This window comes from Cellulosimicrobium sp. BMG9.23 (assembly GCF_059159985.1).
This window is the reverse complement of record NZ_JBZGBZ010000002.1, coordinates 276,603-299,590: the sequence shown is the minus strand read 5'-3', so window position 1 is coordinate 299,590 and position 22,988 is coordinate 276,603. Positions and strand designations below refer to the sequence as shown.

Here is a 22,988-nt window from a genome sequence, read left to right as displayed (position 1 = left end):
CTGACGAGGAGGAAGTGTGAACGCGCTCAGCACCGAGGCCACGAATTTCGGGTGGCTGCTCGACAACTTCGTGCGAACGGTCCCGGGGAGCCGGCACACGCTCGTGGTGTCGGCCGACGGCCTGCTCATGGCGATGTCGGACCAGCTCGACCGGACGAGCGGTGACCAGCTCGCAGCCATCGTCTCGGGCATGTCGAGCCTCACGCGCGGGGCCGCGCGTCAGCTCAACGGCGGGAACGTCCGGCAGGCCATCATCGAGATGGACAACGGCTTCCTGTTCCTCATGAACGTGTCGAACGGTTCCGTGCTCGGGGTCGTCGCGGAGGCCACGTGCGACATCGGCCTCATCGGCTACGAGATGGCGCTCCTGGTCTCGCGCACGGAGGCTACGCTGACCCCGCAGCTGATCTCCGAGATGCGGGGGAGCCTCCCCGTTGACGGTGCCACCCGAGCCCCCGTGGGATGAGGTCTGATCGATGACGAACGTACCTTTCGGCCGTGCCGGAGCCCACTCCGACGGCTACGAGGCGGCGACGGTGCGTCCGTACGCCGTGACGGGCGGTCGTGTGCGCTCGGCGACGTCGGACCTGCCTCTCGAGGCACTCGTCGAGGTCATGCCGGGCGCTGTGAACAGCCACGGGCTGCCGCCGGAGAAGCGCTCGATCCTCCAGCACGCCGCGCACACGTACGTCTCGATCGCCGAGCTCTCAGCCCTGCTGCGGCTCCCTCTCGGCGTGACGAAGGTGCTCGTCGCGGACTTGCAGGAGGACAACTACATCACCGTGCACACGTCGACCCCGCTCAACGTGCACACGGGTCACGGAAGCAACCACTCGGGCCTGTCCCTGAGCGTCTTGGAGAGTGTTCTCAATGGCATTTCCACCCTCTGAGGGCTCGGGCGTCGCGCCTCAGGGCGGCCAGCCGTCCGGTGTGATCTCCGCCGTCCCCGGTGGTGCGAGGACGGGCGGACCGTCGTGGACGCCCGTGGCCGGGGGAGGGTCGCAGACCGCTCCCGTGGCTCCCGCGTCGGTGGCGCCCGTCCAGGGCGCGCCGACCGCGCACCAGGGCGTGCCGGGTCAGGCTCCTGCGCAGGCGTCCGCGCCGGCCGCGCAGCCCGCGCCCAGCCCGACGGTGGCGCCGGTCGCACCGACGTCGTCCCACCAGCAGGCGGCCCACCAGCCGGCGGCCCAGGCGCCGGCCGTTCAGGTGCCGGCCAGCCAGGCGCCCGTGGCCCAGGCCCCGGCCGCACCGCAGCAGCCGCGCACTGCACCGCAGCCGATGGCCTCCGCCCAGGCGGGTGCGGCGCCGTCAGCGCCTCGCACGGCACCGACGGTCGTGAAGATCGTCGTCGCGGGCGGGTTCGCCGTCGGCAAGACGACGTTCATCGGCTCGATCTCCGACGTGGAGCCCCTCAACACCGAGGCGGCCATGACGGAGCACTCGGTGGGCGTCGACGACGCGGGCGGCGTCACGGACCGCAAGACGACGACCACCGTCGCCATGGACTTCGGCCGCGTGTCGCTGCCCGGCAACCTGTGGCTCTACCTGTTCGGGACGCCCGGCCAGGACCGCTTCCTGTTCATGTGGGACGACCTCGTGCGCGGCGCGATCGGTGCGGTCGTGCTCGTCGACACCGACCGCCTCGAGCAGTGCTTCCCGGCGATCGACTACTTCGAGTCGCGCAACATCCCGTTCGTCGTAGGCGTCAACTGCTTCGACGGCGTGGCGAAGCACAAGCTCGAGGATGTGCGCGAAGCGCTGCAGATCCCGGCGCACGTACCGATGCTCTACACGGACGCCCGGTCGCGCGCCGCGACGAAGCAGACGCTCATCGCCCTCGTCCAGCTCGCGATGCGCCAGCTCCGCGGCGCGGCCTGACCGCTCTGCCCGGCACGACCACCGACGACGGCGGGTCGCCCTCCACGGGGTGACCCGCCGTCGTCGTGCACCGGGACGACGTGCCAGAATGGCACGCCGGGCCGCGAGGCCCGAGGAGGGCTGACAGAGCGGCCTAATGTGACGGTCTTGAAAACCGTTGTTCCGCAAGGAACCGGGGGTTCGAATCCCTCGCCCTCCGCTCGAGGACCATGAGCATCACCACGTGCAGTTCCCGTCCGTCGGTGCACCCGTCCCGCGCGCACGCCGCACCGGCGGCCCGTCGTGCCGTCCTCGCGGCGTGCGTCGCGGTGGTGGTGCTCGGGGGGTGCGCGGCGCCGTCGTCCGTCCCGAGCGTCGAGCTGTGCTCCGACCTGCACCCCGCCGACGTCGTCTCCGGGCCCGGCGAGGTGAGCGACCACGACGCGTGCGTGGCGGGCGTCCAGGCCGGTCTCGCCGCGGAGCGGCCCGACGTGGTGGCGCTGGACGACCCGGACCGGATGATCGACGACCCGACGTCGGACGGGCAGATCACCGCGCGCACGGCCCAGGTGATGGCACTCGCGCTGGCCGAGTTCCCCGGATCCTCCTGGTCGTGCTGGTCGCCGCGGCCCGGGACCCGGTCCGAGCACCCGCTCGGCCGGGCGTGCGACGTGACCTACGGCAACGCGCTCGGCGAGGCGTCGATCGGCGACGCCCTGGAGCAGGGGTGGGCCATGACGGCCTGGTTGCAGACGTACGCCGAGGAGCTGGGAGTGGACTACGTCATCTGGCAGGGCGGCATCTGGTCGTCGCGATGGCGCGGGGCCGAGTGGCGACCCTACGACGGCGGAGGCATGCACGACCCCACGGACGTCACGGGCGGCCACTTCGACCACCTCCACGTCACCGTGCGTGACTGAGCTCGGGCGCCGTCCTCTCGTGTGATCCCGCGTGAGCTCGTCCCTCTCTGTGCCGGTCCCTGGCCCGCATGCTCGCGGACCGTCGGCGGACGTTCGAGCGGTAGGTCGCCCGCGCGGCTCCGGCGCGACGTGGCAGCGGGTGGCCCGCGTGGCGCGGTCGGCACGGCCGGTGCGGCGCGGTTTGGTCGTGCGCCGACGCCCCGGTACCCTGGGCGACGCGGGTGCAGCGCCGTGGTCGATCCGTCGACACGGGTGAGGCCCGCGAGGAGACGTCGCATAGTCAGGTCTAGTGCGCCACCCTGCTAAGGTGGTAACGGGGCAACCCGTTCGAGGGTTCAAATCCCTCCGTCTCCGCCAGGAAGGCTCCGGCAGCCCAGCGCCCGGAGCCTTTTCTGTTGCCCACGAACGGTCGGCCGCCTGTCCGCGCGGCACGACGCCGCCCGCCCCCGCCGAACCCCGGGTTGTGGCCACCCATCCCGCCGAACCCGGGGTTCCGCGTCACCCGCCCTGGCCGAACCCGGGGTTGCGCGCCGTTCAAGGCCCTGAGCGGCACACAACCCCGGGTTCGGCAGGGACGGCGACCCGACCCAGCCCTGCGCACCCGGCGATGGCCAGGCGGAGGCTGTCGGCTACGCCGTGCCCGACGTCGCGAGCGCGGACCGCACGACGAACCGTGACGCTCCCGCTCCCGCCAGCACGAGGCCCGACGCCGCGGCCACGCACAGCAGGAACTGCACCACGACGCCGACGTTCGCGACGGCGTTGATCCCGATCACGGGGACCATGAACATCAGCGCTCCCACCGTCGCGACGCCGACGCTCACCGCGAGCGGCACGAGCGTCTCGCGGAACCGCGCCTGGTCGAGCGTGCGCAGGTCCGTGCCGGCGAGCACGAGCGTGCGGTACTCGCCGCGCTGGTCGATGACGCGGCTCGCTTGCATAACGCCGGTCGAGACCGCGGCGAGCACCCCCGAGATGGCGAGCGTCAGGAAGCCGCCCGTCTTGAGGTCGGTGAGGTACTGGACCTCCGCGGGGTCGGCCCCGGCGCCCGGGTCGAAGAGCGCGAAGATGCTCGTCAGGCCGGCGATGAACGTCGCGAGCGCGACGCCGCCCACCGAGCGCCACGCCGTCTTGGGGCTGTCGACGATGCGACGACCCGCCAGCAGCGTCGGGACGCGGCGCGCGCGGCCAGCCGTGATCTTCCCGACGACCCAGATGACGAACGGACCGACGAGGTTGAGCGTCGCGAACCCGACGAGCAGGATCACGGTCAGCACGGTGAGGACGACGGCGAGCGACCCGAACGACATGTTCATCACGACGATCAGGGCGACGAACGCGGCTCCCGTCGACAGCAGGCGTACGGCCTTGAGCCCCGGTGGAGTGACGCGCGCGGCGACGCCGAGCGGGGTGATGGCGACCCGGCGCAGGCTCGCCAGTGACGAGACGAGCGCGACGACGACCACGAGCGCCACCGACCCGAGCAGCGCAGGCACCCCGACCCACAGCTCGCCGATCCCGAAGGTGCGCCCCTGGAACCGCAGCTGCGCGACGAGCGGCAGGAGCGCCGCGTAGCCGACGATCCCGGCGAGCGCACCGACGACGGCCTGCGCCGCGGCGTCGAGCACCGTGAGGGTGGTGACCTGGGCCGTCGTGGCGCCGGCGAGACGCAGGGCGGAGAGCCGCGCGTCGCGACGGGCGACGGCGAGCCGGGCCGCCGCGCCGCCGAGCGTCACGAGCGGGACGAGCAGCAGGAGCATGGCGATCCCGGCGAGGACCGGGTACTGGGTGTCGTAGTCGCTCCCGTCGGCGACGCCCGTGCGCAGGCCCTCGAGGCCGCCACCGCGGGCGAGGAAGGCCCCGAACCCCCCGACCACCACGAGCAGGACGGCGGTCGTCGTCGCGAACGCGATGACGGCGAGGACGGTGGTCAGGCGCTGCGGGTCGCGGTCGTCGGCGCTGCGGCGGCGCAGGAGCCACCAGAGGTCGGTCGTCCTCATCGCCGACCCTCCGCGCCCGTCGCCGGGGTGGTGGGGACGGGCTGCCCGACGCCGGTCGCTCCGGCAGGTTCCGCCTGCGCGCCGGGGGCGCGGAACTCGCCCGAGATACGGCCGTCGCGCATCGTCACCGTGCGGGAGCAGTGTCGCGCCACGCCGGCGTCGTGCGTGACGATCACGAGGGCGGCGCCCGACGCGCGCGTCGCGTGCGTGAGGACGTCGAGGACCTCGGTACCGGTGGACTGGTCGAGCGCGCCCGTGGGCTCGTCCGCGAAGACGACGCCGGGCGAGCCGACGAGGGCCCGGGCGATCGCGACGCGCTGTGCCTGCCCACCCGAGAGCTCGCCGGGCCGTCGCTGCTCCATCCCCGCGAGCCCGAGGTGCGCGAGCCAGCGCGCGGCGACGGCCGTCGCCTCGGCCCGCGACGTGCCCGCGAGCATGAGCGGCAGCGCCGCGTTCTCGACCGCGGGGAGCTCCGGCAGGAGCTGCCCCGACTGGAAGACGAAGCCGAAGTCGTTGCGGCGCAGCACGGTGCGGCGCGCGTCGGAGAGGGTCGTGACGTCCTCCCCGCGCCACAGGACGGCACCGGAGCTGGGTGTGGTGATCCCGGCGAGGCAGTGCAGCAGGGTCGTCTTGCCGGAGCCGGACGGGCCCATGATCGCGAGGGACTCGCCCGGGTGGACGGTGAGGCTCACCCCGGCGAGGGCGTGAGTCGTCGCCTGGGCGGTGCCGTAGACCTTCGTGAGGGCGCTCGCGACGAGCGGCGAGCCACCGGGGGCGGGGGCGGGGTGCGTGGACGTCATGGTCCGATACTCCGGCGAGGGCCGACGGCGCGGCGTCGGGCTGCGGGAGGGACCTGTCGCCGGGCGTGTCCCACCCTGGGAGGACCAGGTGTGGTGCGGCAGGCGGACGAGGGGAGCCGCGCCGTCGGACGCGGTGAGCGGGCCGGCCGTGGCGTCCGTCACCTCCGCCTTCCCGAGGTCGTATCGGTTTGGGATCACCGCCGGGACACGGTAGTGTTCTGGACGGCCGGTGAGCGATCTCCGGCCCTGCGAGAGCAGAGCAGGACCAGCGCCCGTAGCTCAACGGATAGAGCATCTGACTACGGATCAGAAGGTTGGGGGTTCGAATCCCTTCGGGCGCACAGCAGAAGCCCCGGAACCACACGGTTCCGGGGCTTGGTCGTTCCCGGCTTCGGGTTCTCCCGTGTGGCAGGCGACGCACCTGGACTGCCGCCGTGCTGCGACCGGAACGTGAGGTGCGGGTGTGCTTCGTCGGTGACTCCTACGTCTCGCCATCCGGTACGTCGGTGTGTTCGACGCGACGTCGCGCGACGAGGCGCGGCGGCGCGCCGCCCTGGCGGGCGACGGGTACCACCCCAGCGCGGCCGGCTGCGAGATCCTCGCCGGCCTGGTGGGCAACCCGGTCCTCGACCGGATCGGCTGAGGCCGGAGTTCTCACCATGAGAGACGCTCGATGCGTCCGTGATCGAATTGATACTCGAGGGGTGGGAGCCGCGGTCTGCTGCGGATAGAGCCGCCTCCCGACTGCCTGATTCGTCATGAGATCGCCATGCCCGGGTGTTGATCCGCCGTGGATACGCCTAGGGTCGTCGACGGTATGGACACGACGACGAACGCCGCGCTCGCCGCCCCTTCGACCCCGAGCGGGACCCCGGACACCACCCGGAGCACGAGCCCCGCACCGCCCGCCGGCCACGACGGTCCGGCGGCACGGCTGTCCGTCCGCCGGCCCCTCACGGCCGACGGCGCCGCCATGTGGCGCGTCGCCCGCGACTCCGGGGAGCTCGACCTCAACTCGTCCTACGCGTACCTCCTGCTGGCCGAGCACTTCGCGGAGACCTGCCGTGTCGCGGTCGTCCCGGACGCGGCGAGCCCGACGGGGGAGCGCGTCGTCGGGTTCGTCTCCGGGTACCGGCTCCCCGACGACGTCGCGCACCTCTTCGTCTGGCAGGTCGCCGTGGACGGCGAGCTGCGCGGCAACGGCGTCGCGGGCCGGCTGCTCGACGCGCTCGTCGACGACGCACCCGACCTGACGACGGTGAAGACCACCGTCGCCGAGGACAACGTCGCGTCGCGCGCGCTCTTCGTCCGCTGGGCCGCCCGTCGCGGCGCGACGATCGGCACGACCCCGCTGTTCACCGCGGACCACTTCCCCGACGCGCACGTCGACGAGCCGATGCTCGTCATCGACGGCGTCCACGCTCGCTGACCGCACGACCTCGGGCTGCGCCGGTCCGGCGCGCGGGTGACGACGCAGCCTCCGACACGCCACGCACCCGTGCGCACCAGCACAAGGAGAGCTCCTTCGTGACAACCCCGACCGTCCCGACCGCCGCCGCGTACGCCGCCGACGACCCGACGGGCTTCACCTCGTTGGAATCCGGTGTCCGCAGCTACTCGCGCGCCTGGCCCGTCGTCTTCGACCGGGCACGTGGCGCCTCGGTCTTCGCCGAGGACGGCACCGAGTACCTCGACTTCTTCGCCGGGGCCGGTTCCCTCAACTACGGCCACAACGAGCCGCGACTGAAGAAGGTGCTGCTCGACTACCTCGCGGACGACCGCATGGTGCACAGCCTCGACATGCTGACGACGGCCCGTCGTGACTTCCTGGAGACCTTCGAGTCGACGATCCTCCGCCCCCGCGGGCTCGACCACAAGGTCGCGTTCCCGGGACCGGGCGGCGCGAACGCGGTCGAGGCAGCGCTCAAGCTCGCGCGCAAGGTGACCGGCCGCGAGTCGGTGATCAACTTCACGAACGCGTTCCACGGGATGACGCTCGGCGCGCTGTCCGTGACGGGCAGCTCGATGAAGCGCGGGGGAGCGGGCGTCCCGCTGGTACACGCGACGCCCATGCCGTACGACGACTACTTCGACGGCGACATCCCCGACTTCGTCTACCTGGAGCGGCTGCTCCAGGATGGCGGGAGCGGGCTCAACGAGCCGGCCGCGGTCATCGTGGAGACCGTGCAGGGCGAGGGCGGGATCAACGCCGCACGTGCCGAGTGGCTGCGCGGTCTCGCGGACCTGTGCCGGCGCCACGGGATCCTGCTCATCGTCGACGACATCCAGATGGGCTGCGGGCGGACCGGAGGCTTCTTCAGCTTCGAGGAGGCCGGCATCGTCCCGGACATCATCTGCCTCTCGAAGTCGATCTCCGGGTACGGCCTGCCCATGGCGCTCACGCTCGTGCGCCCCGAGCTCGACATCTGGGAGCCGGGCGAGCACAACGGCACGTTCCGCGGCTTCGCGCCGGCGTTCGCGACGGCGGCCGAGGCGATCCGCACCTACTGGGCGGACGACGTGCTCGAGCAAGCCACGCTCGCGAAGGGCGCGCTCGTGGAGTCGCACCTCAACACGATCGTCGCGCGGCGCGCCGGGCACGGCCTGGTCTCCAAGGGCCGCGGTCTGGCGCGCGGGCTCCAGATGGCCGACGGCGCCGTCGCCGGCCGGGTGGCCGAGGAGGCGTTCGCCCGGGGGCTCCTCGTGGAGACGTCGGGTCCCTCCGGCGAGGTGGTCAAGCTGCTGCCGCCGCTCACGATCACCGAGGACGAGCTCCGGCGCGGGCTCGCCATCCTGGACGAGGCGATCGCCGTCGTCCTGCCCTGAACCGTCCCGCGCCCGGGCCCGTCGTCGTGCCCGGGCGCGGGGCGCCTGTCTGTCGACCTGCCGAAACCAGACCTGGAGGTACCCCATGATCGTGCGCACCATCGACGAGATCACCGACACCGACGCGGACGTCCGGAGCGAGAACTGGCGCAGCAAGCGCATCGTCCTCGCGAAGGAGGGCGTCGGCTTCTCCGTGCACGAGACGACGCTCTACGCGGGCACGGAGAACGAGTTCTGGTACGCGAACCATGTCGAGGCGGTGTTCGTCGTCGAGGGCGAGGGCACCATCGCGGACCTCGGCACGGGGGAGACGCACGAGCTCTCGCCGGGATCGCTGTACCTGCTGGACGACCACGACAAGCACGTCGTGCGGCCCCGCACCCAGATGCGCACCGTGTGCGTGTTCAACCCGCCGGTGACGGGTCGTGAGGTGCACGACGAGAACGGCGTGTACCCGCTCGTCACCGAGGAGCCCGCACCGGCCTGACCGACGCGACGGCGTGGCCCGACGCAGTGGCGACGCCGAGGCGTGAGGGCGAGGCGGCCCGCGTCGTCGTCTCCCAGCGTGCCGAACCCCGGGTTGTGGGGCGATCAGGCGTCTGATTGCCTCACAACCCGGGGTTCGGCAAGCGCGGGGTCGGGGTCGTCCGGGATCGAGAGGCCGGGGAGCCGCGTCGCTTCCGCACGGTCGTGCTAATGTCGCGAGCGTGACCAAGGGCGACGAGACGCGGCAGGCGATCCTGCACCACGGGGTGGAGGCCGCCTATCGCGTCGGGCTGTCCGGACTGACCATCGGCGAGCTCGCCCGGAGCACGGGCATGTCGAAGAGCGGGCTGTACGCGCACTTCCGCTCGAAGGAGTCGTTGCAGCTGGCCGTCCTGGAGCAGGCGCGCGCCGAGTTCGTCGAGTCGGTCGTCCTGCCTGCGCTCCGCACGCCGCGCGGCGAGCTGCGCCTGCGCGCGCTCTTCGAGCGCTGGGTCTGGTGCGACCTGGTGGAGCAGCCCGGCGGCTGCTTGTTCGTCAAGGCGGCGACGGAGCTCGCCGCGCAGCCCGGGCCCGTCCGCGACCAGCTCGTGCGGGACCACCAGGACCTCTACGACGCGATCGCCCAGGTCTACCGCACGTGCGTCGACGACGGCTTCCGCGACGACGTCGACCCGCAGCAGGTCGCCTCGGATCTCTACGGGATCATGCTCGCGCTCCACCACGCGCACGTGTTCATGGGCGACGCCGCCGCCGAGAGACGCGCCCGGCGCGCTTTCGAGGCCCTGCTCGACGCCGCGCGCGTCCCGACCCGGGTCGGCTGACCGCGCCGCCCGGACCCGTTCCACCCGGACTCCACCCGGACTCGCTCACTCCCGCCCGCCGTCCCACGCTGATCGCACCCGCCACCGACAGGAAGGTCGCCATGATGGAGCCAGGCACACAGAAAAGCACGATCGTTCGTACTGAGCCGGAGCGTCGTGTCGCGCGCCGTCGTGCCGCACGCCGTCGGCGCGCAGCGATGCAGCTCGCCTTGATCCGTGCGCGCCTCGGGCTCCTCCAGCGGATCGCGCCGCGCCGGGCCGCGCAGCTCGCCCTCGACCTGTGGGCCACGCCGCCCGACGGCGCCGGCCGCCGCCGCGACGACCGGACCGCGACCGGGACGCTCGGCACGGTGGCGACCGACGGCGGGTCTCACCTCGTGGTCGAGGCCTGGGCCCCGGAGGCCGGCCCGGAGCAGGCGGAGGCGTCGACGAGCGGGGAACTGACGACCGGGGCGTCGACCTCCGTGGCACCGACTTCTGTGGCACCGACTTCCGGGACCAGGCCGGGCGCGGCCCCCGCAGGCCTCGGCACCGTCTACCTCGTCCACGGCTGGGGCGGGTGGCGCGGCCAGCTGGGCGCGTTCGTCGAGCCGCTGCGGGCGGCGGGGTACCGCGTCGTGGCGTTCGACGCCCTGAGTCACGGCGACTCCGGCCCCGGCATCCTCGGGCCGCGCCGGAGCACGGTGCCCGAGATGGCGGAGTCGCTCGCCGCGGTGGCGCGGGTCCACGGGGAGCCGACGGCCGTCGTCGCGCACTCGCTCGGCACGGCGACGACGACCCTCGCCGTCCGGGACGGGCTGGACGTCGGTCGACTCGTGCTCGTCGCCGCCATCGCGGACCCGCTCGGCGAGCTGGGCCGGTTCGCCGACACGCTGCGCCTCGCCGCACCGACGCGTGCGCTGCTCCGCGCGCTGATCGTCGACGTGGCGGGCCGACCGCTCTCGGACCTCGACGTGCTCGACACCGTGCGCGTCCGCTCGGTGCCGCCCGCGCTCGTCGTGCACGACCGCGCCGACAAGGAGGTGCCGTTCGAGGTCGGTGCCGCGCTCGCGGGAGCGTGGCCCGAGGGCGAGCTCCTCGCGACGGACGGGCTCGGGCACCACCGGCTGCTCCGCGACCCCACGGTCGTGCGGGCGGTCGTCGACTACCTGGCGCCGGTCGGTGCGCGCGCGGCTCGTGTCGGCGACGCCGCGTAGCGTCCTTCTCATGGCCGCCAGCGACGACGCCCCCCGCAAGGTCGACCTCAAGAGGCTGCACCGCGACCTGTACTCCCCGCCGCGAGGACGGTTCGTGGAGGTCGACGTGCCTGCCCTCACGTATCTCGCCGTCGACGGCGAGGGCGACCCCAACAGCGCGTCGTCGTACCGCGAGGCCGTCGAGGCGCTGTTCGGCCTGTCGTACGCCGTGAAGTTCGCGAGCAAGCGACGCCTCGGGAGGGACTACGTCGTCGGGCCTCTGGAGGGACTGTGGACGGCCGAGGACCCCCGGGCGTTCGTACGCCGCGACAAGGACGCGTGGCGGTGGACGATGCTCGTGCTGCAGCCCGACTGGGTCGACGCGGACCTCGTGGCCGACGTGACGTCGACGGTCCGCACCACGAAGGACCTGCCTGCCCTCGACCTCGTCGAGCGGCGCACGATCACCGAGGGCCGGTCGGTGCAGACACTGCACGTCGGGTCGTACGACGACGAGACGCCCGTGCTCGCGGAGCTGCACGACGTGTACCTGCCCGAGCACGGGCTGACGTTCGCCGGGCCGCACCACGAGGTCTACCTCAGCGACCCCCGCCGCGCCGACCCGGCCAGGCTGCGCACGGTCCTGCGCCAGCCGGTGCGCCCCGCCGGCTAGCGATCGCCCTGGAGGCAGCCAGGTCGGGCGCCGTCGGTCTGTTCGAGGAACGGGTCGAGGAGGCCTGGTGCGGCGCGGACGGCGAACGCGAGCGCCTCGTCGGCCGCCACGTCGGGCGCCTGGTAGACGCCCCAGCCTGCGGCGGTCATCGCGGAGACGGTCCGGAGGCCGAGGCGCCGTTGCAGGACCGACTCGCGCAGCGCGATCGTGCTGACCGCGTCGCGCCGCAGGACCGTGGTCGCACGACTGACGAGACCTGAGCGGACGACGAGGTGGTCCTCGGCGATCGCGTGGCCGAGCGCGCGGTAGGCGACGACCGCGCCGCCCAGCGCGAGGAGCCACACCACGGCGGCCCACCAGATCGCAGTGGCGGGCAGGGCGCCGTTGGCCGCGAGCCACCACAGCCCGGCCGCCAGCACGCCGGAGGACGCCGTGGCCCACCACAGCCGACGCCGCAGCGCGCCCTCGGGATGACGCGCGAGCGGTGCCGCGAGGGGGTCGGGGTCTGCGCCGAGCACGGCGCTCGCGACCGGGCGGGCCACCGTCACCGGACCGCGCGGCAGGATCGTGGCCGGCTGCGACGTCGACCACACCGAGAGCCCCGTCGTGATGACCTGGGTGTCCGCCATGCCCATCCAGCGCCACAGGACCGGCTCCCCGACATGGACGCCGCGCAGTCGCCTGTCGTCGCGGTTCACCTCGCGCGTCGTGAACAGGCCCTGGCGCGTGCGGAGCTGGGTGCTCTTCTCGCCGCGGACGCGAGCGAGCTCGAAGCCCCAGTGCGTGGTGAAGAAGTTCACGGCCATCCCGACGGCGCCGATCGCGCCCGTCACGAGCAGCCCGACGGCGATCGTGGCCGGCCGGCCGAGCGCCTCCCAGTCGGTCAGGCCCTCGACCCAGGCGACCAGGTCGAGGCCGAACGTGGCCCCCAGCCAGTACGTGCCCCACATCAGGCCGGCTGCCGTGACGAACGCCCAGATGCTGAAGACGTTGTAGACGACCCACCACGGCCGGAGCCGCGCGAGCACCTGCCCGGCTGGGACGCCCGCGGCGCCAGGCGGCACGTCCGCCGTCGTGAGGAGCTCGCGCCGCAGCGCCTCCGCGTCCGCGCGCACGACGGCGTCGAGCGAGAGCGCCGACTCGCCGGCGGCGAGCTGCTGGCCCGCGCCGACCAGCACGACCCGCAGGCCCGCGAGGCGGTGGCGCAGCCGCGCGGTCGTGTCGACGCTGCGGATGCGATCGCGGCGCACCGAGCGGTAGCGCCGCACGACGATGCCCGTCCGGCGCTCGACGTAGTCCTCCGTGATGCGGTACCGCGTGAAGATCCAGCGCAGCACGTTCCGCCCCGCTCCGAGCACGCCGAAGGCGCCGACCAGGACGAGCGGCCACAACGAGTCCCAGCTCGCATCGACGTCGAACACCCACACCGCGACGGCCGTGGGGGTCAGGGAGAGGACCGACTGCACGAGGTCGACCCAGATCATCCGCTGGCTCAGCCGCAGCCAGGGGGTGTCGTCGTCGACCGGCGCCTCGGACTCGCGGACCGCCTCGTCGGCGGCCCCCTCGTCGGCGGCCCCCTCGTCGGCGGCCCCCTCGTCGGCGGCCGGCTCGTCGGTAGGCCCGATCCCGTCGGGGCGGGCCACCTTCTCGACGCTCACGTCGCGTCACCCGGGGTGCGCTCGGTGACGAGCGTGAGCCGTTCGGCGAGCTCCGCGGCCACGTCCTTGTCGAGCCCGACGACGCTGATCGCCCCGCTCGACGACGCGGTCGTCACGCGCAGCGTGGCCAGGCCGAGCAGCTGCTCGAGAGGTCCGCGCACGGCGTCGACGGTCTGCACGCGCGAGAGCGGCGCGACGCGCCACTCGCGCACGAGCCAGCCCGTGAGCCCGTAGACGGCCTGGTCCGTCGCCTCCCACCGATGGACGGCGTACCGCCAGCGCGGCTCGACCACCACGCGGACGACCGTCCACAGCGCGGCGAGCACGATCGGCGCGACGAGCCAGGGCCGCGCCGGGACCCACAGCCACGCGACGACGACGAGGACCACGAGCACGATCCCGGCCGAGCACAGCCCGCGGAGCACCCACCACCGGACGGCGCGCGCGTCGACCAGGTGCACGGGCGGGCGCAGGCGCAGGGAGGCGGGTCCCGGTGCACGAACGGAGGTCGGGTCCATGCGTACCACCCTGCCGGGTCCGGGCGTCGCGCGGGGAGTGCCGGACGTCATGTCCTCGTCCGGAGCGCGCCGGACTGCGGGCGGTCAGGGCACCTCCTGGAAGGACGCCACCATGCGGGCGATGTGCGCCTCGAGCTCGTGGGGCTCGCGTGCGTCGCCGACGACCCCCGGCCGCCTCTGCCACGGCGCGGGGCCGTCCGTTCTCCGGTAGGCGACGCCCCGCGCATCCAGGCGGCCCAGGTGCACGGCCAGCCGCTCGAGGAACTCCTCGCCGTCCTTCTCGCCCGGCGACCACAGCGCCTCGGCGAGGGCTGCCAGCCGCGGGAACGCCATGTACTCGAGCGCCTGCCGGGAGTCGATGTGCTCGGTCCACAGGTTCGCCTGCGCGCCGAGCAGGGCGCCCGTCGCGACGTCGGCGTCCGGGTCCGTCGCACCGGCCGGGTCGAAGCGGTAGACGTCGAGCAGGCTCGTCACGGTGCCGGTGGGGACGGGCTCGTCCGGGTCGTCGGACTGCCGGTAGTCCAGGTAGACGCGGTCCGCCGGTGACGAGACGACGTCGTACCCGCGCCGCGCACCGACCCGCACCCCGCGCTCGCCGCGCCAGGACGCGACGATCACGCCCGGCACGTCGGGCCCCTCGAGCACCTCGTCCCAGACCATGGCCCGACGGCCGTGGCGGCCCAGGTGCTCCGCGAGGCGGGCGACGAGCCAGTTGTGCAGCTCCGGGTCCGTCGCGCCGCCGAGCGCGGTGCGACGCGCGGCGACGCGCGGGTCGTCCCTCCAGCGGACCTTGGGCGACTCGTCGCCCCCGAGGCACACCACGGGAGAGGGGAACAGCGTGACGACCTCGTCGAGCACGTCGCACAGGACCGCGAGCGTGGAGTCGTCGAGGCTGAGCACGTGGTCGGAGATCCCCCAGCGAGTCCACACCTCGGGTGCGAGCAGGCCGCCGTCCGGTCCGACGTCGAGGCCGGCCCCGAGCGCCGGGTAGGCCGCGACGAGCGCCTGGACGTGCCCGGGCACCTCGATCTCCGGGACGACCGTCACGAAGCGGTCGGCGGCGTACGAGACGATCTGCGCGACGTCCGCCCGCGTGTACCACCCGCCGTGCGGGCGGCCGTCGCCCGGCGCGTCCTCGCCGGCGCCGACCTGCGACTCGCGGCGCCAGCCCCCGACCTCGGTCAGGCGGGGATACCCGGCGATCTCGAGCCGCCACCCCTGGTCGTCGGTCAGGTGGAGGTGGAGCGTGTTCATCCGGTGCATCGCGATCAGGTCCACGAACCGCAGCACGTCGTCGAGCGGCAGGAAGTGCCGCGCGACGTCGAGCAGGACACCGCGCCAGGCGAGGCGGGGCGCGTCCTCGACGACGCCGCACGGCAGCTCCCACGGCCCCTCGCCGACCTGCGCGCGGGCGAAGACCGACGACGGCAGCAGCTGCCGCACGGCCTGGAGGCCGTAGAACACGCCCGCGGGGTCGCCGCCGCGCACGACGAGGTGCGTCGTCGTGATCTCGAGCGCGAACCCCTCGGAGGGCAGAGCAGGGTCCAGGCCGAGCCGGATCGTCGCGTCCGTCGTCGGTGCGGGGGCCAGCGCGAGGCCGGTGGAGGCGCCCAGCTCCGCCCGGAACCACCCCGCCACGCGCTGCAGCGCGTCCGGCGCCCCCAGGGTGGAGGTCGCGTCGAGGCGGAGCGTGCCGTCCGCCCGGTCCCAGCGCAGCGGCCGAGGGACGAGCGCGGGCACGGCGTCGCTCGCCGGGACGCTCATCCCTTCACCGCCCCGGCGGTGAGGCCGCCCGTGACCTTGTTCTGCAGCACGGCGAACACGAGGAGCACCGGGAGCATGAACAGCGTGGCGGCCGCCATGGTCGCTCCCCAGTCGGTGCCGAAGGTGTTGCTGAACGACGACAGCCACACGGGCAGCGTGCGCTGGTCCTGGTCCTTGATGAGGAGCGTGTTCGCGAAGGCGAACTCGTTCCACGCCGTGATGAAGCCGAAGAGCGACGTCGAGAGCAGGCCCGGGGCGAGCAGGGGGAAGACGATCCGGCGGAACGCCGTGAGGTGCGAGCAGCCGTCGACGCGAGCCGCCTCCTCGAGCTCGACCGGGATCGCCTCGAGGAAGCCGCGCAGGGTGAGGACGGTGAACGGCAGGGTGATGACCACGTAGATGACGAGGAGCGTCGAGAGCTGGTCGAGAGCACCGGCGTCGCGCACCACGACGTACATGGGGATGAGCAGGGCCTCCCACGGCGCCATCTGCGCCGCGAACACGACGAGCACGAACGCACGCCGGCCGGACCAGCGCAGCCGCGCCACCGCGAAGGCGGCGAGCGCCGCGACGACGAGCGCGACGAGCACCGCACCGACCGTGACGAGCAGGCTGTTGCGCCAGAACGACCAGAAGCCGTCGGCCGCGAAGGCCGTGCTGAAGTGGGTGGTCGTGAACGTCCGTGGCCACAGCTGCGGGGTCTCGGACTGGATGTCGGGGGTCGGCTTGAACGCCGTCGTCACCATCCAGTAGACGGGGAAGAGCGAGGCGAGGAGCGTGATCACGGCCGCGGCGCCGAGGGTGGCGCGCGTCCACGGGCGGGGGGTCATCGATCGGCCTCCTGGCGCAGGGACTGACGGAAGTACACGAGCAGCAGGACGGTGAGCACGAGGACCGTGACGACGGAGACGGCGCCCGCCAGGTCGTACCGGTTGAGGGTCTGGGCGACCTGGTAGGCGTAGACCGGCAGGGTGGTCGTGGCGTCGTTCGGGCCGCCCTCGCTGATCGCCCAGATCTGCACGAAGCACTTGAAGACCCAGATCACCTCGAGCGACGCGACGAGCCCGAACAGCGGCCGCAGGACCGGGAACGTGATGCGCCGGAACAGCGCCCACCCGGACGCGCCGTCGATCCGCGCGGCCTCGAACAGCTCGGTCGGGACGGTCGTCAGGCCGGCGTACAGGGTGAGCGCGGCGAACGGGACCGACTGCCAGACGACGAGCACGACGATCAGCGCGAACGTCGCGAGGCCGTTCGCGAGCCACGAGTAGCCCTCGAACTGGTCGAGCCCCAGCTGGACGAGGAGCCAGTTGACGATCCCGAAGCGTGACTGGAACAGCCACTGCCACACGGTCGTGGCCGCGATGACCGGCACCGCCCACACGATCACGAGTCCGGTCATGACCGCGACGCGCAGGAACCGGCCCAGGCGGGCGAGCAGGAGCGCGACGAGCGTCGACAGCACCATGATGAGCACGACGTTCACCGCGGTGAACGCGAGCGTGCGCGCCACGACCTCCCAGAACACCCGGTCCGCGAGCAGCTCGCGGTAGTTCGCGAGACCCACGAAGGACGGGTCGCCCTGGACGAGCTCGCGCAGGCCGAACGCCTGGAAGGACATGACGAGGTTGCGCACGACGGGGTACCCCAGGACCACCCCGACGAGCAGGACCGTCGGCGCGACGAGGAGGTAGGGCCAGACGGGCGTCCGTCGCCGTCGTGGACCTGTCCGGGGAGCGGGGGGCCGCCGCCCTCCGCGCGGAGGGCGGCCTCGGTCGGGGACGCGCGGTGGTGTCGTCCTCGCGGCGACGTCGCTCGGGAAGGTCACGGGGCCTCCTGCGGCACTGGCGGGTCTCGCGGTCGGGTCGCGGGCGGGACGCCGACCGGTCGGGCACGGGGTAGGGGCGGGAGCGCCGGCAGGCCGAGAGGACCCGGCCGGCGCTCCCGCCGGTTCGTGGAGCCGGTCAGCCCGCGTCGAGGGCTGCGGTGATCGCCTCCGAGGCGGCGGTCGCGGCGTCCTTCTGGTCCGCCCCCGTGAGGGCCTGGGTCATGTAGTTCTTGATCGGGTTGTTCGCCTCGACCGCCGCCCACTCGGGCGAGTTCGGGGTCGCTCGACCGTTGCGCGCCCCCTCGGCCATCGCGGCCGCCCCCGGGTCGTCCGCGAGGACGTCGGCGAGCGTCGTCTTGTTCGGGACATAGCTCATCGCGACGGCGAGCTTCTCCTGCCACTCGTCCCCGGCGAGGGCCGCGACGAACGTGTACGCCTCGTCGGGGTGCGACGAGGTGAGCGGGATGACGAGGTCGGACCCGCCGGTGAAGACGGCTCCCGGCTCGTCGGCCGTCTTGCCCGGGATCGGGAAGTAGCCGATCTTGCCCTCGAGCTCGGGGTTCGCCTCGACGATCTGGCGTCCGGCGCCGGGCGTCGCGATGATCTGCGCGACGTTCCCGGCGGAGAACACGTCGACCTGGGGCGGGTTGGCCTCGTCCGAGTCCTTCGGCCCCTTGCCCAGCGCCTGGAGCTGGGCGTAGAAGTCCATGCCGGCGAGGGCCTCGGGCGTGTCGAGCGCGCCCTTCCAGACCTCGCCCTCCTGGACGGCGAGGTCGCCGCCCTCGTCCCACACGAACCCGGCGAGGGCGTACCAGTTCTGTCCCGGCAGGTAGATGCCCTGGACGTCGCCGGAGTTGAGCGTCGTCGTCGTGTCGATCCACTCGTCGCGGGTGGTCGGCGGTTCGGTGATCCCGGCCGCCTCGAAGAGGTCGGTGTTGTAGACCACGACGCGGTTGGCGGCGTAGTACGGGATGCCGTACTGCGCGTCGCCGACGCGTCCCGGCTCGGCGAGGCCGGGGATCCAGTCCTCGCCGCCGAGCTCGTCGACCTTGTCCCCGAGGTCGGTGAGGCCGCCGCTCGCGGCGTACTGCGCGACCTGGGTGTTGCCGACCTCGATCACGTCGGGAGCGTCGTCGCTCGCGATCGCGGACACGACGCGCTGGCCGATCCCGTCCCACTCCTGGATCTGGACGTTGACGTCGATGTCCGGGTTGTCGGCCTCGAAGTCCGTGACGAACTCCTCGAGGAAGGCGTCGGTCACGCTGTCGCGCATGAGCCACACGTCGATCGTCGCGGCCTCGGCGGAAGGATCCTCTCCGCCGGTGCCCGACGAGCACGCCGAGAGAGCCGCGGCCAGTCCTGCCGCCAGGGCGATGGCGGTGTAACGGTTCTTCCTCACGTTCACCTCACAGGTTGTGGGTATCCAGTGGACCACTGGTAAGCCAACTGGACAGTTTCATGGTGGGTCGGGCAGGTCAATCGCCCGATGGTCACGATCCGGCCACGGTGTGCCGAGGTCGGGCACCCGTCAGGAGCGACCGGGCACCGTGTCGACGTGGGCGACCGCGTCGGCGCGGTACCGGGCCACCTCGGCCTGCACCTGCGCCGGGGTCAGGCTCTGGCCCTGCGCGAAGTACACGTAGTCGACCTTCTGGTCGTACGCCCGCGGCGTGCTGCTCGCGACGAGGCCGCCCGAGATGATCCAGTGGTTGACGTTGATCGACATCGGCGTCTCCGGCACGTACGGCTGGCCGTGCGTCGCGAAGAGCCTGCCGTCGAGGTAGTACCGGATGGCCGACCGGTCCACCACGATCACGAGGTCGTGCCACCCGGCGAAGCTCGCTCGCTCCTCGGTGTGGGTGTTGACGGCCTCCCAGGGCTCGGGCCGGTACGTCTCCCACGACGTCGCGTAGAGGATGTTCGCGGGCTCGCCCCAGCCGCCGTTGGGCAGGTACTCGAAGTCGAGCTCGCCGTAGTCCGGGTCCATCGGGGCGTCGAGCGGGGTGATGGTGAAGAACGTCTGCACCATGTGGTCGCCGTCGGGGCCGGAGCGCGGGGCGTCGCTGAAGTGCACCCGGGCGGCGTACGTCCCGGCCGTGAACTTCTGCTCGTGGTACAGCTCGGACTGGCGCGTACCCGACGCGGTCCCGTCGGTGCTCGTCTCGAGGTTGAGCACCGCGTTGCCGTCGACCACCGGGAACGTCAGGTTCTCCGGCGCCCACGTCGCTCCCGGCACGCCCGGGCCGCCGGCACCCGACTTCACCGTCCACCCACGCTGGGCGAGGCGGGGGTCGGAGTGACCCGTGTAGGCGAAGTCGTCGAAGAGGACGGGCCCCGGGTCCGGCGGGTCGACCGGTCCGCCGGTGTCCTCCTCACCGGGCGCCGTCCCCCACACGACGTCGCCTCCCGCGCGGGCCGTGATCTTCTCCGCCGCGCCGTAGGAGGTGCGGGTCGCGTCGAAGGACCAGTCGTCGCCCTGCGCGATGCGCTGCCAGTCGGCGCGGTAGAACCGCAGCTGCAGGTCTCCCGAGTGCTCTCCCGGGGCCAACGAGCCCGCGCCGGCGGCGAAGCCGATCTCGAGGAACCGGTCGGCCTCGGCCTCCGGGTCGTCGATCTCGCCGAACGTCCCCGTGACGTTGCCGCACCCGCGGACCGCCCACGAGCAGGCGAACCGGTACTGCGTGACGCCCGGGTCGGCGGTGAAGTAGTACCGGACCGTGAGGTCGGAGAGCGCGACGGGGGACGGGCCGACGTTGCGGATCCGCAGCCAGGGCTCCACCTGGTCCGTGGTGGACGAGGTGCTGCTCGTGCGGTACTCGACGACGACGTCGGGCTCGTCGACGGCGAGCGCCGGCGGCGCCGCCAGGAGCGTGGCGAGGAGGCCGGCTGTCGCGACGGCGACGGCGACGGCGGTGCGCCGCCCGGCGCGCCGTGGTCTGGGCAGGATGGACACGGTGTTCTCCCGTTCGTGGGGTGCAGAGGGCAGGCCGGAGCGTCCGGGACGAGCGCGGGGCCGGTGTGCGTGACGGACGGTGGAGCGTCTTTGCTGGTACCAGTGGTCACATCAAGTGGTCAACCTTTGCCAAGATGGCACAGGACCAGTCGGGCCGTCAAGGGGTGCCGGCCAGGCCGGCATCCCCTCGGGGCGAGCACGTGTCGCCCGGCGGATCGTCGGGATTCCGCCCGTCGTGAGAGCGTTCTCGCGATGGGCGGCACGTCTCGGGCCGTGGCTCGTCCTCGGCGACGTGCCTAAGATGCGATGTGCACCAGTGGTCAACGGGGTGCCGCGAACCCGAGAAGGAGGCACGGTGGAGGAGATCCGTTCCGGCGCGACGCGCAAGCGTGAGCAGGTGCGCGACCGGATCCTCGAGCTCGTGGAGTCGAGCCCGGTCGGTCACCCGCTGCCGTCGGAACGCGACCTGAGCAAGCAGCTCGGCGTCTCGCGTCCGACGCTGCGCTCCGCCGTGGACGAGCTCGTCGCCGCCGGCCTGGTCATCCGCGAGCACGGGCGCGGGATGTTCGTCGCCCGCGAGAAGGTCACCCAGGAGCTCGTCTCGCACGAGGCCGTCGCCGACGTCCCGCGCGCGCAGGGCGCCTGGTCGAGCCGCGTGCTCGACCTGACGACGATCGCCGCCGGCCCGCGCGTCGGGCGGCGGCTCAAGCTGTCGCCGTCCGCCCCGGTGACCCACGTCGCGAGGCTCGCCCTCGTGGACGGCGAGCCGATCGCGATCGAGTACCTCTACTTCCCCGCGCACCTCGTCCCGGGCCTCGCCGCCCGTGACGTCGAGTCCGGCGACCTCTACGACCTCCTGCGCGAGCGCTACGGCGTCCGGGTCAGCCGGGCGACCCAGTCGATGGAGGCGACCGTGACGAGCGAGGAGGAGGCGACCATCATGGGCGTCGCGCCGTTCTCCGCGGCGCTCGTCTTCGAGCGGCTCACGGTCGACGTCGACGCGCGGCCCGTCGAGTACGTCCACTCGCTCTACCGCGGGGACAGGTACCGGATCGTGTCGAGGCTCGCGCTCGACACCGCGGCACCCGACGGACCTCGCCCGGGCGAGGCACGCCCCGCGGGCGCCCACTACCCGGGGATGCCCGGGAGCCTCGCCGGGGCGCCCGTCGCCTACCGCACGACGGGAGACGTCCAGTCCCTGGGCTGAGGCCGAGGATCGACGCCTCAGCCCTGCGCGGCGGCGGCGAGCTCGGCCTGGTAGGTCGCGAGGTCGGACCCGCCCGACGTGAACGTGCTCGTCGCGTCGGAGATCGCGTCGAGCGTCGCGACGGGTGCAGCGGCACCGTGCGCGAGCGACGACACGATCGTGTCCCGGCGGAACGACTCGATCGCCGTCTGCTGGTACGCCGAGAACTGCGACGGGTCGGCGTCGGTGCGGGCAGGGATGGAGCCCTTGGCCTTGTTGAACGCGACCTGGCCGTCGAGGGATCCCACGGTCTCGAGCCATGCCCTGGCGCCGTCGGGGTTCGGCGCGTCCACCGGGAGGGTGAAGGAGTCGCCGAGGAGGTCGAAGACGCCGTCCGTGCCCGGGACGGGAGCCGCGGTGAAGTCGGTGCCGAGCGACTTGCCCTGCTCCTCGAACGCCGCGACGGCCCAGTCGCCCATGACGTTGAACGCGGCGTCGCCGTCGATCACCATCTGGGTCGCCTCGGGCCAGTCGAGCCTGTCGCGGTCGGTGTTGGTGTAGCCCATGAGGGTCTCGAACTTCTCGAGCGCGCCCGTGACCTCGGAGCCCTCCCAGTCGGTCGAGCCGTCCCACAGCCCGTCGTAGGGCTCGGCGCCGAGCTCTGCGAGGAGCACCGTCTCGAGCAGGTGCACCTGGGTCCAGGTCGTGGCGACGGACAGCGGCGTGACGCCGGCGGCCTCGAGCTTCTCGAGGTCGGCCATCCAGGCGTCGAGGTCGGCGTACCGCGTCGTCGGGTCGATGCCGTGGGCCGTGAGGACCGTGGTGCTGGACCACAGCACGTTGGCGCGGTGGACGTTCGCCGGGACGGAGTAGATGCCACCGTCCTCGGACCTGAGGCGGTCGAGCAGCTCGGCAGGGATGACGGCCTCGAGGCCGAGCTCGTCGTAGAGGGCGGAGACGTCCTCGATCTGCGCAGCGTCCACGTACTCCTGCAGCTCGGCACCGGCGTGCGCCTGGAACGTGTCCGGCGGGTCCTGCGCCAGGAGGCGGGACTGGAGGAGGTCCTTCGCCGCCGAGCCGGCGCCACCGGCGACGGCCCCGTTGAAGAACTCGATCTCCGGGTGCTGCTCGTCGAAGACGCCGACCAGTGCGTCGAGTCCCGCCTTCTCGGAGCCGGCGGCCCACCAGGTGAAGACCTCGACGTCGTCGTCGGGGCCTCCGCCGTCGGCGGGGCTCACCTCGCCGGGGCCGCCGCTGCACGCGGCGAGCGCGAGAGCCACGAGCGCGGCCGTCGTCGCCGTCGCGCTCCTGCGATTCGTGCGCATCGTGATCTCCCTCCGCCCTCTCCGGTCGGGGGACCGGCTCCGCGATCGTCTCGCACGCGGCCGGGCGCACCGGCCTGCCCTCGAACCGCTGCCCATACAACGGCGTACGCCGCCGTGCTGTCAAAGGGGGAGGTGAGCCGTCCGTCGGTCGCCCAGATCCCGCGTCATCCGAGGTCGTGGAGCACCGACGGTATCCTG

At 72.9% G+C, this 22,988-nt stretch carries 22 protein-coding genes and 3 tRNA genes; 15 read left to right on the top strand and 10 right to left on the bottom strand.

Annotation, left to right across the window (positions count from 1 at the left end; translation table 11 throughout):
* Nucleotides 1-16 precede the first annotated feature (16 nt).
* The 6 genes from AC4H2G_RS03460 to AC4H2G_RS03435 all read left to right on the top strand — a co-directional run bounded on the left by AC4H2G_RS03460 (nt 17) and on the right by AC4H2G_RS03435 (nt 3,134).
* A complete protein-coding gene (locus tag AC4H2G_RS03460; RefSeq protein ID WP_494364354.1) occupies nt 17-466 on the top strand; it encodes a roadblock/LC7 domain-containing protein in 450 nt (149 codons plus the stop codon).
* A 10-nt stretch (nt 467-476) separates the two neighbouring features.
* The gene (locus AC4H2G_RS03455) at nt 477-890 is read left to right on the top strand and encodes a DUF742 domain-containing protein (RefSeq protein WP_454041827.1); all 414 of its coding nucleotides are present in this window, start codon (nt 477-479) and stop codon (nt 888-890) included.
* A 388-nt stretch (nt 891-1,278) separates the two neighbouring features.
* The gene (locus AC4H2G_RS03450; protein WP_251152294.1) at nt 1,279-1,878 is read left to right on the top strand and encodes a GTP-binding protein; all 600 of its coding nucleotides are present in this window, start codon (nt 1,279-1,281) and stop codon (nt 1,876-1,878) included.
* Between the two features lie 114 nt (nt 1,879-1,992).
* Nucleotides 1,993-2,077: transfer RNA gene (locus tag AC4H2G_RS03445), tRNA-Ser, on the top strand.
* Nucleotides 2,078-2,087: 10 nt separating this feature from the next.
* Nucleotides 2,088-2,777 carry a VldE C-terminal domain-containing protein gene (locus AC4H2G_RS03440; protein ID WP_494364353.1) on the top strand — a complete coding sequence of 230 codons (690 nt, stop codon included), beginning with the start codon at nt 2,088-2,090 and terminating at the stop codon, nt 2,775-2,777.
* A 265-nt stretch (nt 2,778-3,042) separates the two neighbouring features.
* Nucleotides 3,043-3,134 (top strand) — tRNA-Ser (locus AC4H2G_RS03435).
* A 272-nt stretch (nt 3,135-3,406) separates the two neighbouring features.
* On the opposite strand, the gene AC4H2G_RS03430 is transcribed toward AC4H2G_RS03435, so the two are convergent.
* Both AC4H2G_RS03430 and AC4H2G_RS03425 read right to left on the bottom strand, forming a co-directional pair.
* On the bottom strand, nt 3,407-4,777 hold the full coding sequence (locus AC4H2G_RS03430; protein ID WP_494364352.1) for an FtsX-like permease family protein: 1,371 nt from the start codon (nt 4,775-4,777) through the stop codon (nt 3,407-3,409).
* Nucleotides 4,774-5,577, bottom strand: a complete 804-nt coding sequence (locus AC4H2G_RS03425; protein ID WP_494364351.1) for an ABC transporter ATP-binding protein — start codon at nt 5,575-5,577, stop codon at nt 4,774-4,776. Before AC4H2G_RS03425 ends, AC4H2G_RS03430 begins: the two co-directional genes overlap by 4 nt.
* A gap of 268 nt (nt 5,578-5,845) precedes the next feature.
* On the opposite strand from AC4H2G_RS03425, the gene AC4H2G_RS03420 reads away from it, so the two are divergent.
* From AC4H2G_RS03420 to AC4H2G_RS03385, 8 genes are all read left to right on the top strand, one after another.
* Nucleotides 5,846-5,918: transfer RNA gene (locus AC4H2G_RS03420), tRNA-Arg, on the top strand.
* A 167-nt stretch (nt 5,919-6,085) separates the two neighbouring features.
* Nucleotides 6,086-6,220 (top strand): hypothetical protein, encoded by a 135-nt coding sequence (locus AC4H2G_RS03415; RefSeq protein WP_494364350.1) that lies wholly within the window; start codon nt 6,086-6,088, stop codon nt 6,218-6,220.
* A 174-nt stretch (nt 6,221-6,394) separates the two neighbouring features.
* Complete coding sequence (ectA, locus tag AC4H2G_RS03410) at nt 6,395-7,006, top strand: diaminobutyrate acetyltransferase (protein WP_494364349.1); 612 nt, start codon at nt 6,395-6,397, stop codon at nt 7,004-7,006.
* Nucleotides 7,007-7,104: 98 nt separating this feature from the next.
* Nucleotides 7,105-8,403, top strand: coding sequence for a diaminobutyrate--2-oxoglutarate transaminase (gene ectB, locus AC4H2G_RS03405; protein WP_494364348.1), 1,299 nt, complete (start codon nt 7,105-7,107; stop codon nt 8,401-8,403).
* Nucleotides 8,404-8,488: 85 nt separating this feature from the next.
* Nucleotides 8,489-8,890 carry an ectoine synthase gene (locus AC4H2G_RS03400; RefSeq protein ID WP_494364347.1) on the top strand — a complete coding sequence of 134 codons (402 nt, stop codon included), beginning with the start codon at nt 8,489-8,491 and terminating at the stop codon, nt 8,888-8,890.
* Nucleotides 8,891-9,110: 220 nt separating this feature from the next.
* Entirely contained in the window at nt 9,111-9,710 is a 600-nt protein-coding gene (locus tag AC4H2G_RS03395) for a TetR/AcrR family transcriptional regulator (protein WP_494364346.1), read from the top strand.
* 209 nt (nt 9,711-9,919) lie between these two features.
* Nucleotides 9,920-10,906, top strand: a complete 987-nt coding sequence (locus AC4H2G_RS03390) for an alpha/beta fold hydrolase (RefSeq protein ID WP_494364345.1) — start codon at nt 9,920-9,922, stop codon at nt 10,904-10,906.
* A 10-nt stretch (nt 10,907-10,916) separates the two neighbouring features.
* Nucleotides 10,917-11,558: a GyrI-like domain-containing protein gene (locus AC4H2G_RS03385; protein WP_494364344.1), complete on the top strand. Its 642-nt coding sequence runs from the start codon at nt 10,917-10,919 to the stop codon at nt 11,556-11,558.
* Here AC4H2G_RS03385 and AC4H2G_RS03380 read toward each other — a convergent pair.
* From AC4H2G_RS03380 to AC4H2G_RS03350, 7 genes are all read right to left on the bottom strand, one after another.
* Nucleotides 11,555-13,216: a PH domain-containing protein gene (locus AC4H2G_RS03380; protein WP_494364343.1), complete on the bottom strand. Its 1,662-nt coding sequence runs from the start codon at nt 13,214-13,216 to the stop codon at nt 11,555-11,557. The two genes, AC4H2G_RS03385 and AC4H2G_RS03380, sit on opposite strands and share 4 nt — an antisense overlap.
* Nucleotides 13,213-13,734 carry a PH domain-containing protein gene (locus AC4H2G_RS03375; protein ID WP_494364342.1) on the bottom strand — a complete coding sequence of 174 codons (522 nt, stop codon included), beginning with the start codon at nt 13,732-13,734 and terminating at the stop codon, nt 13,213-13,215. The genes AC4H2G_RS03380 and AC4H2G_RS03375 overlap by 4 nt, the downstream gene beginning before the upstream one ends.
* An 84-nt stretch (nt 13,735-13,818) precedes the next feature.
* Nucleotides 13,819-15,498, bottom strand: coding sequence for a beta-N-acetylhexosaminidase (locus AC4H2G_RS03370; RefSeq protein WP_494364341.1), 1,680 nt, complete (start codon nt 15,496-15,498; stop codon nt 13,819-13,821).
* Nucleotides 15,495-16,328, bottom strand: coding sequence for a carbohydrate ABC transporter permease (locus AC4H2G_RS03365; RefSeq protein ID WP_494364340.1), 834 nt, complete (start codon nt 16,326-16,328; stop codon nt 15,495-15,497). The genes AC4H2G_RS03370 and AC4H2G_RS03365 overlap by 4 nt, the downstream gene beginning before the upstream one ends.
* Nucleotides 16,325-17,326, bottom strand: coding sequence for a carbohydrate ABC transporter permease (locus AC4H2G_RS03360; RefSeq protein ID WP_494364339.1), 1,002 nt, complete (start codon nt 17,324-17,326; stop codon nt 16,325-16,327). Before AC4H2G_RS03360 ends, AC4H2G_RS03365 begins: the two co-directional genes overlap by 4 nt.
* Nucleotides 17,327-17,462: 136 nt before the next feature.
* Nucleotides 17,463-18,725 (bottom strand): extracellular solute-binding protein, encoded by a 1,263-nt coding sequence (locus tag AC4H2G_RS03355; protein WP_494364338.1) that lies wholly within the window; start codon nt 18,723-18,725, stop codon nt 17,463-17,465.
* A 129-nt stretch (nt 18,726-18,854) separates the two neighbouring features.
* Nucleotides 18,855-20,279 (bottom strand): cellulose binding domain-containing protein, encoded by a 1,425-nt coding sequence (locus tag AC4H2G_RS03350; RefSeq protein ID WP_494364337.1) that lies wholly within the window; start codon nt 20,277-20,279, stop codon nt 18,855-18,857.
* A 355-nt stretch (nt 20,280-20,634) separates the two neighbouring features.
* On the opposite strand from AC4H2G_RS03350, the gene AC4H2G_RS03345 reads away from it, so the two are divergent.
* The gene (locus tag AC4H2G_RS03345; RefSeq protein WP_494364336.1) at nt 20,635-21,486 is read left to right on the top strand and encodes a GntR family transcriptional regulator; all 852 of its coding nucleotides are present in this window, start codon (nt 20,635-20,637) and stop codon (nt 21,484-21,486) included.
* Between the two features lie 17 nt (nt 21,487-21,503).
* On the opposite strand, the gene AC4H2G_RS03340 is transcribed toward AC4H2G_RS03345, so the two are convergent.
* Complete coding sequence (locus tag AC4H2G_RS03340) at nt 21,504-22,790, bottom strand: ABC transporter substrate-binding protein (protein ID WP_494364335.1); 1,287 nt, start codon at nt 22,788-22,790, stop codon at nt 21,504-21,506.
* Nucleotides 22,791-22,988 lie beyond the last annotated feature (198 nt).

Excerpts from the sequence above, each read along its gene's own strand:
- AC4H2G_RS03400 (WP_494364347.1), top strand. The coding sequence starts at position 8,489 with ATGATCGTGCGCACCATCGACGAGATCACCGACACCGACGCGGACGTC.
- AC4H2G_RS03370 (WP_494364341.1), bottom strand. The coding sequence starts at position 15,498 with ATGAGCGTCCCGGCGAGCGACGCCGTGCCCGCGCTCGTCCCTCGGCCG.
- AC4H2G_RS03365 (WP_494364340.1), bottom strand. The coding sequence starts at position 16,328 with ATGACCCCCCGCCCGTGGACGCGCGCCACCCTCGGCGCCGCGGCCGTG.
- AC4H2G_RS03455 (WP_454041827.1), top strand. The coding sequence starts at position 477 with ATGACGAACGTACCTTTCGGCCGTGCCGGAGCCCACTCCGACGGCTAC.
- AC4H2G_RS03450 (WP_251152294.1), top strand. The coding sequence starts at position 1,279 with ATGGCCTCCGCCCAGGCGGGTGCGGCGCCGTCAGCGCCTCGCACGGCA.
- ectA (WP_494364349.1), top strand. The coding sequence starts at position 6,395 with ATGGACACGACGACGAACGCCGCGCTCGCCGCCCCTTCGACCCCGAGC.
- AC4H2G_RS03440 (WP_494364353.1), top strand. The coding sequence starts at position 2,088 with ATGAGCATCACCACGTGCAGTTCCCGTCCGTCGGTGCACCCGTCCCGC.
- AC4H2G_RS03340 (WP_494364335.1), bottom strand. The coding sequence starts at position 22,790 with ATGCGCACGAATCGCAGGAGCGCGACGGCGACGACGGCCGCGCTCGTG.
- AC4H2G_RS03425 (WP_494364351.1), bottom strand. The coding sequence starts at position 5,577 with ATGACGTCCACGCACCCCGCCCCCGCCCCCGGTGGCTCGCCGCTCGTC.
- AC4H2G_RS03375 (WP_494364342.1), bottom strand. The coding sequence starts at position 13,734 with ATGGACCCGACCTCCGTTCGTGCACCGGGACCCGCCTCCCTGCGCCTG.
- AC4H2G_RS03385 (WP_494364344.1), top strand. The coding sequence starts at position 10,917 with ATGGCCGCCAGCGACGACGCCCCCCGCAAGGTCGACCTCAAGAGGCTG.
- AC4H2G_RS03430 (WP_494364352.1), bottom strand. The coding sequence starts at position 4,777 with ATGAGGACGACCGACCTCTGGTGGCTCCTGCGCCGCCGCAGCGCCGAC.